This is a genomic window from Paenibacillus solani, from assembly GCF_001277345.1.
Classification (GTDB): Bacteria; Bacillota; Bacilli; order Paenibacillales; family Paenibacillaceae; genus Paenibacillus_AQ; species Paenibacillus_AQ solani.
The window spans coordinates 556,910-572,012 of record NZ_LIUT01000008.1 but is presented as its reverse complement, the minus strand read 5'-3'; the positions used below and the strand labels follow the sequence as shown (position 1 = coordinate 572,012).

Here is a 15,103-nt window from a genome sequence, read left to right as displayed (position 1 = left end):
GATTCGTACATGGAGCGTCTTCTAACAGCAAGAAGGGGGCCTACCGCAAGATCTAAGATCTTTTGGGACAGCCCCTTCAAGTGACGTCTATTAGGCATGCACGGGTGTCTTCGTCTCGATCTCAGGCAATGCATGCAGTCCGGCGGTGTTCAGGAAATTCCAAGGTTTATTGTAATGCGGCTGGAAGAAGAAATCAATGAACGCCAGTTGATCGATCGTCATGCGATTCTGTATGCATACCGACAGCGTGTTAATGGACTGGGTTACGTCCACTCGCGATATGACTTGTGCACCAAGCATACGGCGGCTGTCGCGTTCATATACCACCTTCAGGGTCACCTCTTCAAAGGTAGGCATGAATTCTGGGCGGTAATGATCCGTGATGCTTACGGTCTCAACATCCAGCCTTTCATCCTTGGCAGATCCTTCAGTTAGTCCGGTGGAAGCGATATTGTGTTCATATATTTTCAAACCCGACGTACCTTGTGTTCCCATATAAGGGGTGGTCGGCTGTACCAGATTGCGTGCAACGAGTGTGCCCATGCGGACAGCGTTGGTGGCGAGCGGTATATACATCATTTTACCCGTCGGATTATAGTGTACGGAGCAGCAGTCGCCTGCAGCAAACACATCCTGCTTGCTGGTTTGCATGTAGTTATCTACGACAATGGCGCCATTTTGTAACATATCCACTTGCCCCTTCAGCAGCTCCGTGTTTGGACGGAAGCCGATACAAAGGATGACCATATCGGTATCGATCTCGCTTTTGTCCGTAATAACTTTATTGACTTTGCCATCCTCTCCCCGGAAGGAAGTGACGGTCTGTCCCAGAGCCATCTCAATCCCTCTTTCGCGGAAGGATTGCTCGATCTTGCCGCTGAATTCCGGATCCAGATATTTGTTCAGAATACGATCAGCACTGTCGATCAGGGTAACCTGTTTGCCGTTTTGCTGGAAGGCCTCTACCAGTTCAACTCCGATATAACCGGCACCCACAACCGTAATGTGTTTGGCTTCTTTTGCTTTTTCAATGATCGTGTTGGAATGACTGTAGTTTTTGCAGAGCTGAATATTGCCCAGGTCGATTCCCTCAAGCTTCGGCACGATCGGCCACGAACCCGTGGTAACAATCAATTTGTCATAGGTATCATCAAAGGTCTCCGAAGTGACCAGGTTCCGCACTTTCAACGTTTTCCGGTCTGTATCCACGGAGATGATCTCATGCTTCATTCTGGTATCAACACCCAGCTCATCGAGTTTCTGAGGCGAAGAATAGAACAATCCGTCAGGGTCCTTCACAACCCCTCCAACATAAAGCGCAATACCACAGGACAGAAAAGAGATGTTGTCATTGCGTTCATAAACGGTAATCTGTGCATCCGGGTATAACTTGGCGGTATTTACGATGGCGGACGTTCCTGCATGGGTACAACCGATAACTGCAACTTTCATGGTTTTTCCTCCTCCAATTGTGGAAACTTCATATTTATTTAAGATGAACACTTTTCCCTGGATTCATGCTGGCAGCACATGTGTCGCATGAAGGTGATGAATGGGAATAACCAAATGTGAATTATTTCACTTCATAAGCTTATTATAATGTGATTTATTTCACATTTCAATAGGCAAACAGGTTATTCACACATTGTTCATAATTTCACATAGCATGAATGATGCATGCTATTGACTCTAAAATAGTTCATACGTAATAAGCCTCAATGACTCGAGATGAGGAGAATGAAAGCAATATTTTCGATCGAATTAAACTCACCACCAAGGATACAGCATCTTGGACTTGGGTAAGCTATAACAATCCAGCCGCAGGACAGGCATCCCCTTATGATTCTTCCGCAGTTAACAACAGATATAATAAAAACAGGGCTGCTCCTTCAGACCATAATCCTGAAGATAACATCCCTGTTCGTACATCGCATTAAGCCTTAATCCAGCAAGGATTCAATGGCCTCCTTCATCGATTCCGGCGTCTCGCGCGGCTCGAATCGGTGAATGACCTTACCCTCGCGGTCCACCAGGAATTTCGTGAAATTCCAAGCGATATCACCGTCTTCATTCGGACCCGGCTGCTCCGCCTTTAAATATTGAAATAACGGATGCGTTCCCTCTCCATTCACATCCACTTTCCCAAAAATAGGAAAGCTGACGCCATAATTCAATTGACAGAAGGATTCGGCCTCTTCGCTTGTGCCCGGCTCTTGCCCGCCAAACTGATTGCAGGGGAAGCCCAGAATCTCCAGTCCCTGCTGACTGTACTGGTCATGTAGCTGCTGAAGCTCACCATATTGCGGCGTAAGACCACATTGGCTTGCGGTATTGGCAATAATCAGAACTTTGCCTGCATACTGGTTTAACGAAACTTCCTGCCCTCTTGGGTTCACAGCTTTATATTCGTAAACGGACATTTTGATTCTCCTCCTGGCTTCGTTTATTGGACAGCAGGCTTTGAAAGCCTCCGCCACATGGATACCTATTTCTACATCATACCGAATTCAGGCCCTCAAAACCAATTTTCCACTTCAGCAGGCACTATCCTCATCTGTAAAAATAACCTATGATATAAACATCCACCCTGTCTTTAAGTTAAAATCTGCCTGGAATGTGTTTAACCAGCTATATAGCAGGGTAAATGATGTATAGTTTGGAGTTTGGCAAAACTTACGATGGTACATAATTATTAACTTAGCGAGGAAATGAAATGAAATTATATCCCCAAATGTTTATTTCCCCATGGCATCTAATCGTCATCGTCTTAGCGCTGATTGCCTTTATCGGCTTACGCATAGGCGGTTATGACCGCAAGACTGTGCTTCGAAGCACCGGACTGTCCACCTTGGCCTTTTACTTTTTCTTGACTATTCCCATCGGGCTCATCACCCAGGACTCGCTTTATAAAGAAGAGACGATGCTAACTCATCTGGACCAAAATTATGAGGAAAAGAAAGCCGACGGCGAGCTTCGGAGTATAGGCGACTACATTACCGTTCATGCCGGAGCGTATCGCAGGAAAGACAAAGCCGACATTGAAGTTTATGCGGGTAACTATCATGAAAGTCAAACATTCCAGGGCAACATTACCCTATTCCTCTATGATAAAAACGATGACGAGGTGTTCACGGAAATGTACGAGAACATCACACTCGCTCCCGGAGAGAAGAAAAAGCTGGACAGCACCTTTACCAGCCAGCCGATGGAAACCTACAGATACCGATACAAAACGCACCCTCAGATGTAAGGGTGCGTTTTTATATTTGGTTATAAGTCACGTCCAGTATTGCTCGCCGGGAGATTGGCCTGATAAATCAGTTTCATGCTGAGTCTGATACCGCCTTGGCTTTGGCTTAGGCGGAAGTTTGCTGGCATCCCTGCGCCTACGCATATACCGAACCCCCATGTACAACAAACCCACAACAGGGAGTGACAACATCGCTACACCCAGCAGCACGCTCGACATTTCATAGGATGGATCAGTCTCAATTTCAGAGAAATCCACAAAGATGAACGAAATAAAGGTGACCACCGAGAAAATGATGATCTGTGGCCAGCGCATCCATTTCACCAGGAAAAGGAACAGAATAGCAGAGAATCCGACAAGAAGGATCGGGTACACGGATTGATCCGGGTCCAGATTACCCTGCTCTGCCTGACGAGTTAACCAATAGCCGATTGCAAACTGGACGGGAAATACCAGCCAAGCAAGCCACCCGATACCACGGAAGGCTGATCTGCGCTTCTGCAATGCCTCTTCATATTCAAGCATCTGCATATCGTATTCGACCTGATTCAGCTCTTCCTCTGTCAGCTCCCGGTCTTCCGCTTCCTCGCTTCGCTGGATCAATTGCTCCATATAAGGACGGAATTGACGCTCAATATTGCCATCGAATTCGGTACGCTCCAGATCCTCATCTTCGCGCAGCAAATCCAGTGCCGATTCATCCTCAATGTCCGGAATAAGGATCGATGTCAGGTACAAAGGGATATCTTTTTTTCCAATGACCTCCAACCAGCGGTTTGCCTCCATCGCATCGATGAACGGAATGGCAACCACCCGATCCTTCATTCCTTCTGTTGCAACGAGATATAACATTGGCATGAGCTCAACCATAGGCAGGGATTCTCTCATTTTGCTTTTCTGATAAGCATAGCTATATTGCATAACATAACGGCCGTAATATATTTCCTTCAAGTCGCTAATCCAGAAGCTCCCCTTGGAGGCTTCTCTCGTTTCCGGGTCCCACCGCGTATACTCCACATGATCATCGTATAACAAATATTCATCCAGATGCGTATTAAACCAAATATGCCCTTTGAGGCTGTTCCATATCTTTATCCCCATGTAGATGCCTACAGGTATAGCAATCAGACTAATCCAGGTCCAGACATTGGTCCAATAATACAACAAAATCAAGGGTCCAACCGTCATGGCCAAACCCAAGAGCATTCCCAGTACATGCATTTCAAACGTCAGCACCCAATAAAAAGGCTGCATTCTGGGCTTTCTCTGCTCATGAAGCACCAGAGACATTCAGACAACTCCCTCCCATCTACTTATGTTGTTACCCAGTACGTATATTAGAAGAGACATTTGCGGTTCAAATATGTATGTTGTTTCTACAATTCCTGCTTTATGCGTATGAACAAAATAGGCAGGAACCAAAAATTCCTCCCCCGGCACAAGCCGGGGAGGAATCCTATCGAAATATTTTATTGAGCCTTACGGTTCTGAGCCAGCTTTACAAGCATATGAGCCAGCTTATGCTGCTCCTCTTGAGTTCCCACTTTCCAAAGCTCCTGAAGAAGTTCCTCTTCGGAATTACGGGGCTCCTCATTCGCGGCCAGATAGCCGGCCACCTTCTCCGCTGCCTGTGCCAACTGCTCCTCATTCAAACCGATGCTCTCAGCAAGCTGAATTCGTTTGTGCAAATAACCCTGAAAAGAATCAAAATCTGCCAGGATCCGTTCCTTCTCCTTGTCGTCAATCCGCTCCATAGCATCATGGACCTTGCCCACATTAAGCTCACCATTCTTATTTACAACATGATTATGTTCAGACATGGTAACGCCTCCTTGTTGTTGACTAGGTAACGCTTTCTATATAAACATGATCGTGCGGATTGAAACAGCTCATCTCTTTTACCGGCTGCGGCCGCCGCGCCGTCCGCCGCTCTGGCCTTTCGCACCGCGGGCACCGTGATTTCCACGGCTGCTGCTGTTGCCGCGGGTCCCGGCCTGTGAGTGTCCCCGGCCTTCACCTGCACGTCCACTGGTCCGGCCATTGCTGCCGCCACGACCTCCGGCCGCCAATGATCCGCGTCCTTCGGCATTACGGCCATCACGGCTGCCTGCACGTCCGAATCCCCGTTCTTCCCTGCGTGATGATTCAGCACGTCCCCTGCCCTGCTCACCACGTGTACTGCCTGCCTGGTTGCTGCGGCTTTGCCCGGAACTCGCAGAGCGACTGGAACGGCCTCTACCTTGTCCACGCTCATCATGTGATGCAAAGGAGGAAGCACTTCTTGTTCTTCCCGATCTTCCTGTCTCCCTACCGTAATCGTTTGAGCCTTCACGAAGGCTTCCGGCACCTGAATCATAGCGCACACGCTTCAAGCGCTGAGAAATCCCTTCCTCAATGCGCTGCAAATCGTTAAGATCCTTACCGGCTGCGAAAGTAACAGCCATTCCGTTGCCTCCGGCACGTCCTGTTCGTCCAATACGGTGAATGTAACTTTCGACATCATGAGGCATATCGTAGTTGAAGACATGAGTAACACCCTCGACGTCAAGCCCTCTGGCCGCTACATCCGTGGCCACCAGCAGCTGGAGCTTGGCATCCCGGAACCGCTTCATCACCGCTTCCCGCTTTGCCTGGGACAAATCCCCATGCAGCTCGTCCGATTGATAGCCATGAGCCAGCAGTGCCTCGTTCAGCGTCGTGGCCCGGCGCTTCGTCCGGCAGAAGATGATGGCGAGAAAAGGATTGTACTGTTCAATCATCGCACGCAGGGCATCCTGCTTGGAACGATCCGTGCATTCCACCACAACCTGCTGGATTTGCTCCAGCGGAATCGGAGAGGCCCCCTTAATGACGATATCAACCGGTTGATTCATATAATTGCCGGCAAGCTGTTTAACGCCGGCAGGCATCGTAGCCGAGAAAAGCATTGTCTGCCGCCGGTACGGCAGTGCATGGATCAGCGCCTCCACTTCATCAAGGAAGCCCATGTGCAGCATCTGGTCGGCCTCATCCAGTACCAGCTGCTTCACACCGCCCAGCTCCAGCGTACCGCGGCGTAAGTGATCCAGAAGCCGTCCCGGCGTACCGATGATCAAATGGCGCCCGCCTTCGAGCTTGCGCAGCTGCTTCTCCACATCTTGACCGCCATAGACCGCCAAGATTTTAATGCCATCCGGCTCACCGGCTGTCAGCTTCTTGGCTTCTTCCGTAATCTGCAGTGCAAGCTCACGCGTCGGCGCTACGATAAGTGCCTGCGGATACGCACGCTTGGGATCGATAGCCTGCAGAATCGGCAGCATGAAAGCCAATGTTTTGCCTGTACCGGTTTTAGCGCGGGCGATGACGTCCTTTCCTTGCAGCAGCAGCGGGATGCTCTCTTGCTGAACTGGAGTCGGCTCCGTAATCCCCTGTTCCTTCAGTTTCCGTACTCTTTGATCGTCAATGCCCAGTTGTTGAAAGTTCGGCAAACGTTCCACCTCATTTAATTTATTTAGCATAGGTTTCGTCTATCGGCTGGAATAACATAAAACATAGATAAATCCCGACAAAATGCCGATCGAAATCGTTTCAAGAAGAAGCGGGGGCTTCCATGGCATCTTTGCGACTGACAAATGACCCTAAACTTTGAATAATATCATGTACAATCTTACACCCTCAAGGAGGTGTTGATGGATATGCAGCTCATTCAGAGCGTTGTATTTGTACTTACCCTGATGATTCTGTTCGTCCTCATTAATCTGATGATGAATTATATTTCAAGACGCGACGGTGAGCCAAGGGTGGCTTTCCGGAAGAAGCTATGGCTCATCCCGCTGTTGTCGGCCTTTATTATGATACCACTCGTATTATTTGCTATGCTGTCTGCCCATTGGTTTCCCGCGCATCCTGTTTCAGGATCAGGCGAACCCGCTGCTAATGACAATCAAAACGCTGTCTTCAGCTTATCGCTTCTACTGCTGATCGGATTCTTGATCTTCGAGAGCTTCATTCATCCGCTGGTCATTGCGCTGCTGCGGCTGCTGCTTCGCAAGGATGCTTCCCTGTATATCAAACAGACGGTTACGGTCCTGACCGACACAGTCCTGATATACTCAATGTCGCTGTTCCTGACTCGTATTCCCATCAGTGGCTGGCTGCAATCCCTGCTCATCGTCTTCTTCTTCCATCTTACAGAATGGATCTTGATTGGCGTCCAAGCCTGGATTCACCGGCGCAAGCGGGCCAATGCGAGAAACCATCAGCTAGAACCTGCCGGACTTAAAAATCGCGTACAGCAGCCATGCAACCATAAGGAGAGCAACAATGAAGCCCACTTCAATCACCGGAAATCTCCATAGCATCATCGGTTCCCGGCTGAGCGAAGAGCCGATAATCAGTCCCACCATGATGATGCTGAAGGCAAGAAGTACGATACTGAAGGACAGGCGGTTGCTGATCTGGTCCATTTTGCGCATCAACGCTTTTAGCTCGGGCACGCTGATTTCGACCCGCAATTTGCCTTTACTGATCAGTGCCGACAACTGCCTGGCCTGTCCGGGCAGATCAAGCAGACTCTCGGCGATTCCCGTTACACCATCGAGCACCTTCCTGCTGATCCGGCTGGTATTATAGCGTTTCTTCAGCAGCTTACGGCCAAAAGGCTCCGCCATATCGATAATGCTCAAACTCGGATCGAGCATTTCGATGACCCCTTCCAGGGTCAACAAGGACTTGCCAAGCAGCGTCAGATCCGGCGGCAGCATAATGCTATGCCGCTGGGCAACGGCAAACAAATCCGTCAGCGCCTTGCCGATCCGTACTTGCGCGAAAGGTACATCATAATATTCTTCGCGCAGCCGATCCATATCGGACCGCAGCAAGTCCATATCGCAATCATCCGGAATGACTCCCATGCGGGATATGGCCCGAATCATCCCTTCCGAATTTCTCCGCATCAGAGCAATGATAAGCCCGGACAGATGATCCCTCATATCCTCGCTGAGTTGACCTACCAGTCCAAAATCCAGAAAGACCAGCTTTCCATCCTCGCGAACCAGCAGATTGCCTGGATGAGGATCAGCATGAAAGAAACCATCTATAAAAATTTGATGCAGCATGCCATCGATCAAATGTTCAGCGATCGCTTTCAGATCATGTCCCTTATCCACTATTTCCTGCCGCCGGCTTAACGTAAGGCCGTCAGCATACTCCATCATCAGCACCATCGAGGTCGTGTACTCCCAATAAACCTGCGGAATGTGAATGTTCTCCTGCTCGGTCATGCGAGATGCAATCTTCTCTGAATTTCGAGCTTCATGGCTGTAATCGAGCTCAGCCATCATGGCTCTGGCGAATTCATCAACGATCCGATCGACTCGGTATTGCTTCACCCATTCCCAATGGCGCTCGGCAATCGAAACCAAATCCCGCAGTATCTCCAAGTCGCGACCGATCATCCGTGCTACGCCCGGACGCTGTACTTTGATTGCAACATGTTCTCCGGTTTTCAGCCTGCCGGCGTGGACTTGCCCAATCGAGGCAGCAGCCAGCGGTTTATCTTGAAACTCACTTAACACTTCTTCGATTCGCATACCCCATTCTTGCTCAATCAGCTCCCGCGCACTGGCGGAAGAAAAAGGAGGCACACGCTCCTGCAGCTTCACCAATTCCTGGATAATCGGGTCCGGCAGCAGGTCCGATCTTGTACTCGCCAGCTGCCCGAGCTTCACGAAGGCAGGGCCCAGATCCTCGAGCACTCGCCGAATACGCTCTCCGAGCGTCATCGTCTCTGGCTGTTCCCGCGAACTCCAGCGGGCTGGCAGCGACAGTACATGGAACAGTCCCATCTCCTCCACCATATAGCCAAAGCCATGACGCATGAGCGCCATGGCGATTTCCCGGTAACGGCCGGCATGTCGGATTCGAAGCGCCATCTATTCCTGCTTCGATCCTTCCAGTTCTAGTACCTTTTTCTCCAAAACGGCAATGCGCTGTTCCAGGCTAACGACATCGCTCTCTTTGGGAACGTCCAGTTCGGACAATACACGCTGTACCTGTTCATAAATATATTTCTTGATCTGCGACTGCTCCTCTTCGCCACGTTCAACGAGACGATTCACTAGCGCTTTGGACTCCGCGGGGGCAAGTTCCCCTCGTTTGACCAGATCATCCACGATTTTTTCAACTTTTTCCTTGCTGACCACGGTAAGGCCCAAGCCTAGCGAGATTGCTTTCTTAAAAAGATCACTCACAGTACATCCCTCCCGGTCGTTGTCTGTTTCTATTATAACCTTTAACGCTGGTAAAAAACATCTACCCCTGGGTTAGCTTTTATAAGTACCAAAGAAGCACTCTATCAATGCCCCCTTTAAATATGAGGACAATCGATATTCAAGCGACGACATGAAACTCAGACATGGAGGATGCAAAAAAAAAGCGAACAGACGGGAAGATACAATCCCGTCCGTTCGCTAAAACTATCGATCACAAGCGGATCAACAACTCTTAGTCGTCATTTCGATCATCATGGTCGTGGTCGTCATGATCCCAATCGTGATCATGATCGTCATCGTCGTGATCATCGTATTTCTCATACTCTGCCTTGATCACTTTGCCGCTGGTCGCATGAACCTCAACTTCAGATGATCCTTGGGTAGTTTTCACTTCAACTTCATACACCCATCTGCCGTCATCATGATCCAAATCCACATCAACAGCAGTCCCGCCCTTTACGTGTTTCACGGCGATAGCGGATGCCTTGCCGGCACCAATCAGATTGCTTGGAATATTGCCATGATCATCGTCGTCATCCTGATCTACTCTGACACCCAGAGACTTCCCGGTATAGGCATCGATCCACACATCTACCTCCCGATTATTCTGCTGGATCTCAACATCGTAAACCATTTTTCCTTTTTTGCGGTCGATATCGATGCTTTCCACTATACCGCTACCACTGGCCGCTGCCAGTGCCAATTGTTCTGCCTTTTCCATTCCGATCAATTGCTGTTGTTTCGTCGCTGCTGCCTGAGTTCCCGCTGCCGGTGTATGTCCTGATCCTGCTGCCTGCACGGCGTTATAGCCGTAAACTCCACTTGCCGCGATGGCTACGGACAATGCGCCTGCCCATAATGTTTTTTTCTTCATCATCTTACGCCTCCTCATGGCCTCTTGTTGTTTGTTGTTTATCGCTACAAACCCAATATACCCTCTCAACATGAGAGCTTTCGGAGAGAAAGATTAGAAAACGATGAGAAAACCCGAGCAAGGCCTCTCATCTATTCATCGTCGTCCTCATCATCCCAAGTCACCGTCATGATCTTACCGGTAATCGCATGAACCTGAATGGTCGCTTCACGGCCGTCTTCCCGCTCAATTTCCACCAGGTAGTAACGGCTGCTCTTGCTCTCGCGATACTCCACGTCTTCCACCTTGCCCGGTACTTTCTCTAAAGAAAGCTTGATCGCATACTCTTTGGTAATCATTGTTGCAGGCGGTTCCGATGCGTCGCTTCCGTTTCCAATTTCCCCGCCTGTTGTTCCTCCTGCTGTTTCCTTTCCGCCATTATCCGCCGGCTCGGAAGGGGGGATGTCCAGATTCGGCTCCGTTGGTTCAACTGGCTCTGTTGGCGGCTGTGAAGTCCTCTCATCCAGCTGCTGGATCGACACGATATCGCCTTGACGGGCATCTACCGTCATCTCATATGTTCCGTTAGCCGACTGAAGCTCCAATCGATATACCTCGCCATCCAGCGAGGTCTTCGTGATTTCCCCTCCAGGATACTGGGAAAGCACCTCCTCCACCACTTCATCAGTTGACATGGCGGAAGTTGAACTGCTGAAAGGACTCCATACCGCATTTACAATAATCATAACGGCTACCAGCATCACGACACCAAGCAGCAGACTGACTTTTTTACGCATCGAATCACCTCGGATACAATCTGTCTTTACCGCCAGTATAGCGCAGCAAGGTTAGAATACGATGAGAAACAGGGGGATGGGCTGCCTTTTATTGTGATGCTTGGAGCCGAACCGTAGCGGTAGTACCCACGTTTGGTAGGCTATCCAGCTCTACCGATGCTGAGATGGCCTCTGCAATATCCTTGGCCAAGGATAAACCAAGGCCCACGCCTCCACCCCGGCGGGTTCGAGCCTCATCTACCCGATAGAATCGGTCAAAGATATGCTCCAACTCCTCTTTGGCAATCCCAATCCCGCGGTCAATGACCCGGATGTAGACCTCCGATGGCTTTCTGCCCACCTGAATGACGATATGTTCATCACTGTATTTCCGTGCATTGTCGAGCAGAATAAACAACAGCTGCTTTAGCCTGCGGCTGTCTGTCCAGCCCAACACCTCGCCATCGGCTTCCACTTCCACCGGACGGTTATAAGCATCCCGAAACGCACGAGCGGAAGACTCCGATAATGCCACGAGATCCACCTGCTCCATTTCGACCTGCCATTGATCCTGATTGCGAGCAAGCAGCAGCAGCTGTTCCGTCATTTCCTTCATCCGAATTGCTTCTGAATGGATCGCTTCCACGGACTCCATAAACAGCTCTGGACGATCCAGACCTCGCCGCTTTAGCAGACTTGCGTAGCTCTCAATGATGGTAAGCGGTGTCTTTAACTCATGGGAAGCGTTGGACACGAATTGCTCCTGCTTCGCATGATTGCTCTCCAGCAGCGTAATCATGTCGTTGAACGCAGCTCCCATCTCCATCAATTCATCCTTCGACCTATCCTTCAGCTCGATTCGCCGGAACCTCCCGCTTTTCCGTATCTCCCGCATCGTCTGGATCAAAGCCGTAATCGGCTGCACGATCAAACGACCCAATATCCGAGTCGATAGAATGACCGGAACCAGCGCAATAGCGGTTACGGCGACGAGCACGATTCGCAGCACTTGGAGCGTCTCCATCGTAGCAGCGATACTGCGGGCGACCTGGATGTTGACCACAACCCCATCCCTCCAGATAAGAGGCAGGGAAACCATCGTGTACCGGGTGTTGTCATACTCAACGATCTTCACCTGCTTCTTCGTATCGTAAGCCAGCTTGAGTTCGTCCATATCCTCCCCGGAGGATGTCACCGAAGTGGATGGATACCGTTCATTCGGTCCGAGCAATTGGATCTTTCCATCCAGCGGGACATAGCTTCGAAGCAAGTCGCCCACCGGGATCGTATCCGCAGCTTTGACCATTTCCCGCGAAATTCTGGAGTCCTCGGCTTCCGCTTGCTTCAGCTGACTGTCTACCGTCATTTTGCTAAACACATAATAAACAGATAAATTCATGATGATCAGAATGGCCGCCATCAGCACCGACGAATAGAGATGGATTTTACTGCTCAGCTTCATGGAGCCTCTTTTAGCACATATCCGACGCCACGGACGGTATGAATGAGCTCCGGCTTGCTGCCATGATCGATTTTCTTGCGAACATAGCGTATATATACATCCACGACGTTGGTATCGCCGTAATAATCGTATCCCCATACAGCAGCGAGAATCTGCTCGCGGTTTAGCACCTGCCGCTTATTCTTCAGCAAGTAGACGAGCAGGTCGAATTCGCGCGGCGTCAGCTCGATCCTTCTGCCATCGCGAATCACTTCCCGCGTTCCTTCGTTCAATTTCAAATCTGCAGCCGTAAGCCACTCTCCCGCTGTCTGCTCTTCGGAATGCTGCTTTCCTTGGAGCCGCAGTGCGGCACGAATCCGCGCCAGCAGTTCCTCGATCTGAAAAGGCTTCGTGATATAATCATTGGCTCCAAGATCAAGCCCCGACACCTTATCCTCAACGGAGCTCTTGGCGGTCAGCAGCAGCACGGCCGTATCGGAATCATGGGCACGAATCCGCCGCAGCAGCTCAATCCCGCTCATGCCGGGGAGCATGACATCCAGCAGAATTAAATCCACTTCCTGACTGCGGTAAACCTCCAGCGCATCCAGTCCGTTATCTGCTTTGGCAACCTCATAGCCTTCGCTTTCCAGCTCAATTTCCAGCAGACGGGATATTTTCGCTTCATCTTCAACTATTAGTATTTTCCCGTTCAAGCATGTCCCTCCTACCAATCCAACAATATGGCTTCTTAACCCGGAACGCGTGCAGCCCATTTAGCCGCTTGCGTAATCATGAGACGCAGCTGAGGCTGGAGAAAGGACGGCTCATGGTGGCCCGGCATCAAGAAGACGACGCGTCCGATGCCATATGTATGGCACCAGGCCGCAGGCCACTGCTGACCTTCGTATTCGTAATGCAGCAGCACCGTTTTTTCGGTGAATGGACTAAATACGAAGCGGTAAGGCTCCTCATCCAGCACAAAAGGCTCCACGTCTTCCGTTATATCATGATCGGTCTCTCCCGGTACAAAATACAGCTTTTCCATCGGCGGGTGTCCGTCAAAACGGGCACCGATCAGCTGTGCCAGCTCATATCGGTTGGCCAGCGTCACACCGTTATGGATGACAAGCAAGCCGCCCCCGCCGCTTACGTAGGACAACAAGCCTGCGGTCTGACGGGGCGAGACGCGCTCATCCCACAGATCGCTGTATGCGATGCACAGCTCGTAAGGATATAGATTGCTTTCATGAAGCATTTTGTGATTCTCCGTGCACTGCACAGTGAACATATCATTCAGCAAATGCGTTATCTGTTTATCAATGCCTTGCAGCGGATGAAACTTCGGGTGGGTGTAGCTGCCAAGCAGCAATGCTTTTCTCTTATCCATCAGTCATCCTCCTATTACTAATCAATATTTCACATGTTCTATGGGAACATGCATCCAAAGCTGAAATGAGATCGATTCAGCTTCTTTATGTTATATCATGACATTATTCTTGGTTTTGAGCAAAGTAGCGGCCAAGCGTGACCATCATGCTGCCCATTCGCTCTTCCTCCGGAACCACCATACGTTCAATGCCTTCCTCCCGGAGTCCCTGAGCCGTAACCTTGCCGACGGCTGCTGCTATCACAGGCCCTTGAAATGCCTTCAGCACATCCTCCAGCTTGCCGTGTGCGCGGGCATAATCGGCCAGGAAGCGAAACTGTGGCGCGCTTGTAAAAGCAACCGCATGCACCTTACTGCCAATGATTTCGTCAACGAGCAGAGAGACATCCTCCTCCAGCGGCGGAATATGTTTATATGGCAGAATCGGCTGCACGGTTGCCCCGCGATTCTCCAGCTCCTCTACCAGTTTCGGTGCCGATTCGCCATGCAGCTGCAATATGATACGTTTTCCCGACAAGTCATGCGGCGCAAGCGACCGCAAAAGCCCGGACGTACTGCCGTCATCATCTCTTGCCACAGGTGCCAGCCCGCGTTTTTTCAGCGCGTTCGCCGTCTTGTACCCTCTTGCTGCAATCAAGGTGTTCAGTAGTGTTTCATTTAATGTATTCGACAGACCCATCTGTTCAGCCTTTTCATAGATAGCCTCAAGCCCGATTCCCGTCGTAAATATGGCCCATGGAGCAGGAGCTTCAAGCCACGCCTCAATTGAGCTGTGAAGTACTTCATCATCCAAAAACACGGTTCCCTGCGCAGGCCGCAGCACGGCGGTGCCGCCCATTTTCTCCACCAGCTTGGCCATGTCTGCCGCCTTGCGCGGGCCGGCCAAAGCTATAATCCGATCTTTCATATGCTGTGCCATGTTAGATGCCTCACTCTCTTCATTTCTATAACTATGTATCCAAGTAAGAACAGCTTCTAGGAGATGATTCAAGTATAAAGGGCCTGCCTCTATAGATAAAGCCACTTAAGTCTTATTCTTCCAAGACCCCTTATTAAAAAACAGCGAAAGGAGAATACACATTCCTTTCACTGCTTAACATGGATATTCGAATATAGAAAAATCACAGCAATCCTTATATCAG

General features: G+C 50.0%; 15 protein-coding genes. 2 read left to right on the top strand and 13 right to left on the bottom strand.

Annotation, left to right across the window (positions count from 1 at the left end; all coding sequences use genetic code 11):
* Positions 1 to 90: 90 nt before the first annotated feature.
* Positions 91 to 1,452 carry an FAD-dependent oxidoreductase gene (locus AM231_RS26640; RefSeq protein ID WP_054405345.1) on the bottom strand — a complete coding sequence of 454 codons (1,362 nt, stop codon included), beginning with the start codon at positions 1,450 to 1,452 and terminating at the stop codon, positions 91 to 93.
* A 488-nt stretch (positions 1,453 to 1,940) separates the two neighbouring features.
* On the bottom strand, positions 1,941 to 2,420 hold the full coding sequence (locus AM231_RS26635; protein ID WP_054405344.1) for a glutathione peroxidase: 480 nt from the start codon (positions 2,418 to 2,420) through the stop codon (positions 1,941 to 1,943).
* Between the two features lie 293 nt (positions 2,421 to 2,713).
* On the opposite strand from AM231_RS26635, the gene AM231_RS26630 reads away from it, so the two are divergent.
* On the top strand, positions 2,714 to 3,250 hold the full coding sequence (locus tag AM231_RS26630) for a hypothetical protein (RefSeq protein WP_054405343.1): 537 nt from the start codon (positions 2,714 to 2,716) through the stop codon (positions 3,248 to 3,250).
* 27 nt (positions 3,251 to 3,277) lie between these two features.
* Here the strand turns inward: AM231_RS26630 and AM231_RS26625 are convergent, their stop codons facing one another.
* From AM231_RS26625 to AM231_RS26615, 3 genes are all read right to left on the bottom strand, one after another.
* The gene (locus tag AM231_RS26625; protein ID WP_054405342.1) at positions 3,278 to 4,540 is read right to left on the bottom strand and encodes a hypothetical protein; all 1,263 of its coding nucleotides are present in this window, start codon (positions 4,538 to 4,540) and stop codon (positions 3,278 to 3,280) included.
* Positions 4,541 to 4,719: 179 nt separating this feature from the next.
* Complete coding sequence (locus AM231_RS26620; RefSeq protein WP_054405341.1) at positions 4,720 to 5,070, bottom strand: DUF3243 domain-containing protein; 351 nt, start codon at positions 5,068 to 5,070, stop codon at positions 4,720 to 4,722.
* A 78-nt stretch (positions 5,071 to 5,148) separates the two neighbouring features.
* Positions 5,149 to 6,747 carry a DEAD/DEAH box helicase gene (locus tag AM231_RS26615; protein ID WP_054405340.1) on the bottom strand — a complete coding sequence of 533 codons (1,599 nt, stop codon included), beginning with the start codon at positions 6,745 to 6,747 and terminating at the stop codon, positions 5,149 to 5,151.
* 171 nt (positions 6,748 to 6,918) lie between these two features.
* Between AM231_RS26615 and AM231_RS26610 the strand changes: the two genes are divergently transcribed.
* Positions 6,919 to 7,587 carry a hypothetical protein gene (locus AM231_RS26610; protein WP_242615317.1) on the top strand — a complete coding sequence of 223 codons (669 nt, stop codon included), beginning with the start codon at positions 6,919 to 6,921 and terminating at the stop codon, positions 7,585 to 7,587.
* On the opposite strand, the gene AM231_RS26605 is transcribed toward AM231_RS26610, so the two are convergent.
* The 8 genes from AM231_RS26605 to AM231_RS26570 all read right to left on the bottom strand — a co-directional run bounded on the left by AM231_RS26605 (position 7,492) and on the right by AM231_RS26570 (position 14,880).
* The gene (locus AM231_RS26605; RefSeq protein ID WP_054405339.1) at positions 7,492 to 9,162 is read right to left on the bottom strand and encodes an ABC1 kinase family protein; all 1,671 of its coding nucleotides are present in this window, start codon (positions 9,160 to 9,162) and stop codon (positions 7,492 to 7,494) included. The genes AM231_RS26610 and AM231_RS26605 overlap by 96 nt on opposite strands.
* Entirely contained in the window at positions 9,163 to 9,480 is a 318-nt protein-coding gene (locus AM231_RS26600; protein ID WP_054405338.1) for a phasin family protein, read from the bottom strand.
* Between the two features lie 253 nt (positions 9,481 to 9,733).
* Positions 9,734 to 10,378, bottom strand: a complete 645-nt coding sequence (locus tag AM231_RS26595) for a PepSY domain-containing protein (protein ID WP_242615316.1) — start codon at positions 10,376 to 10,378, stop codon at positions 9,734 to 9,736.
* Between the two features lie 128 nt (positions 10,379 to 10,506).
* Positions 10,507 to 11,151 carry a PepSY domain-containing protein gene (locus AM231_RS26590; protein ID WP_054405337.1) on the bottom strand — a complete coding sequence of 215 codons (645 nt, stop codon included), beginning with the start codon at positions 11,149 to 11,151 and terminating at the stop codon, positions 10,507 to 10,509.
* A gap of 88 nt (positions 11,152 to 11,239) precedes the next feature.
* A complete protein-coding gene (locus AM231_RS26585) occupies positions 11,240 to 12,592 on the bottom strand; it encodes a sensor histidine kinase (RefSeq protein ID WP_053491092.1) in 1,353 nt (450 codons plus the stop codon).
* On the bottom strand, positions 12,589 to 13,287 hold the full coding sequence (locus AM231_RS26580; RefSeq protein WP_054405336.1) for a response regulator transcription factor: 699 nt from the start codon (positions 13,285 to 13,287) through the stop codon (positions 12,589 to 12,591). The genes AM231_RS26585 and AM231_RS26580 overlap by 4 nt, the downstream gene beginning before the upstream one ends.
* Positions 13,288 to 13,322: 35 nt before the next feature.
* Positions 13,323 to 13,961: a ThuA domain-containing protein gene (locus tag AM231_RS26575; protein ID WP_054405335.1), complete on the bottom strand. Its 639-nt coding sequence runs from the start codon at positions 13,959 to 13,961 to the stop codon at positions 13,323 to 13,325.
* Positions 13,962 to 14,064: 103 nt separating this feature from the next.
* Entirely contained in the window at positions 14,065 to 14,880 is an 816-nt protein-coding gene (locus tag AM231_RS26570) for a uroporphyrinogen-III synthase (RefSeq protein ID WP_053491089.1), read from the bottom strand.
* Positions 14,881 to 15,103 lie beyond the last annotated feature (223 nt).

Coding starts and splice junctions, on each gene's coding strand:
- AM231_RS26625 (WP_054405342.1), bottom strand. CDS start 4,540: ATGTCTCTGGTGCTTCATGAGCAGAGAAAGCCCAGAATGCAGCCTTTT.
- AM231_RS26575 (WP_054405335.1), bottom strand. CDS start 13,961: ATGGATAAGAGAAAAGCATTGCTGCTTGGCAGCTACACCCACCCGAAG.
- AM231_RS26590 (WP_054405337.1), bottom strand. CDS start 11,151: ATGCGTAAAAAAGTCAGTCTGCTGCTTGGTGTCGTGATGCTGGTAGCC.
- AM231_RS26615 (WP_054405340.1), bottom strand. CDS start 6,747: ATGCTAAATAAATTAAATGAGGTGGAACGTTTGCCGAACTTTCAACAA.
- AM231_RS26635 (WP_054405344.1), bottom strand. CDS start 2,420: ATGTCCGTTTACGAATATAAAGCTGTGAACCCAAGAGGGCAGGAAGTT.
- AM231_RS26620 (WP_054405341.1), bottom strand. CDS start 5,070: ATGTCTGAACATAATCATGTTGTAAATAAGAATGGTGAGCTTAATGTG.
- AM231_RS26585 (WP_053491092.1), bottom strand. CDS start 12,592: ATGAAGCTGAGCAGTAAAATCCATCTCTATTCGTCGGTGCTGATGGCG.
- AM231_RS26630 (WP_054405343.1), top strand. CDS start 2,714: ATGAAATTATATCCCCAAATGTTTATTTCCCCATGGCATCTAATCGTC.
- AM231_RS26570 (WP_053491089.1), bottom strand. CDS start 14,880: ATGGCACAGCATATGAAAGATCGGATTATAGCTTTGGCCGGCCCGCGC.
- AM231_RS26605 (WP_054405339.1), bottom strand. CDS start 9,162: ATGGCGCTTCGAATCCGACATGCCGGCCGTTACCGGGAAATCGCCATG.
- AM231_RS26640 (WP_054405345.1), bottom strand. CDS start 1,452: ATGAAAGTTGCAGTTATCGGTTGTACCCATGCAGGAACGTCCGCCATC.
- AM231_RS26595 (WP_242615316.1), bottom strand. CDS start 10,378: ATGATGAAGAAAAAAACATTATGGGCAGGCGCATTGTCCGTAGCCATC.
- AM231_RS26610 (WP_242615317.1), top strand. CDS start 6,919: ATGGATATGCAGCTCATTCAGAGCGTTGTATTTGTACTTACCCTGATG.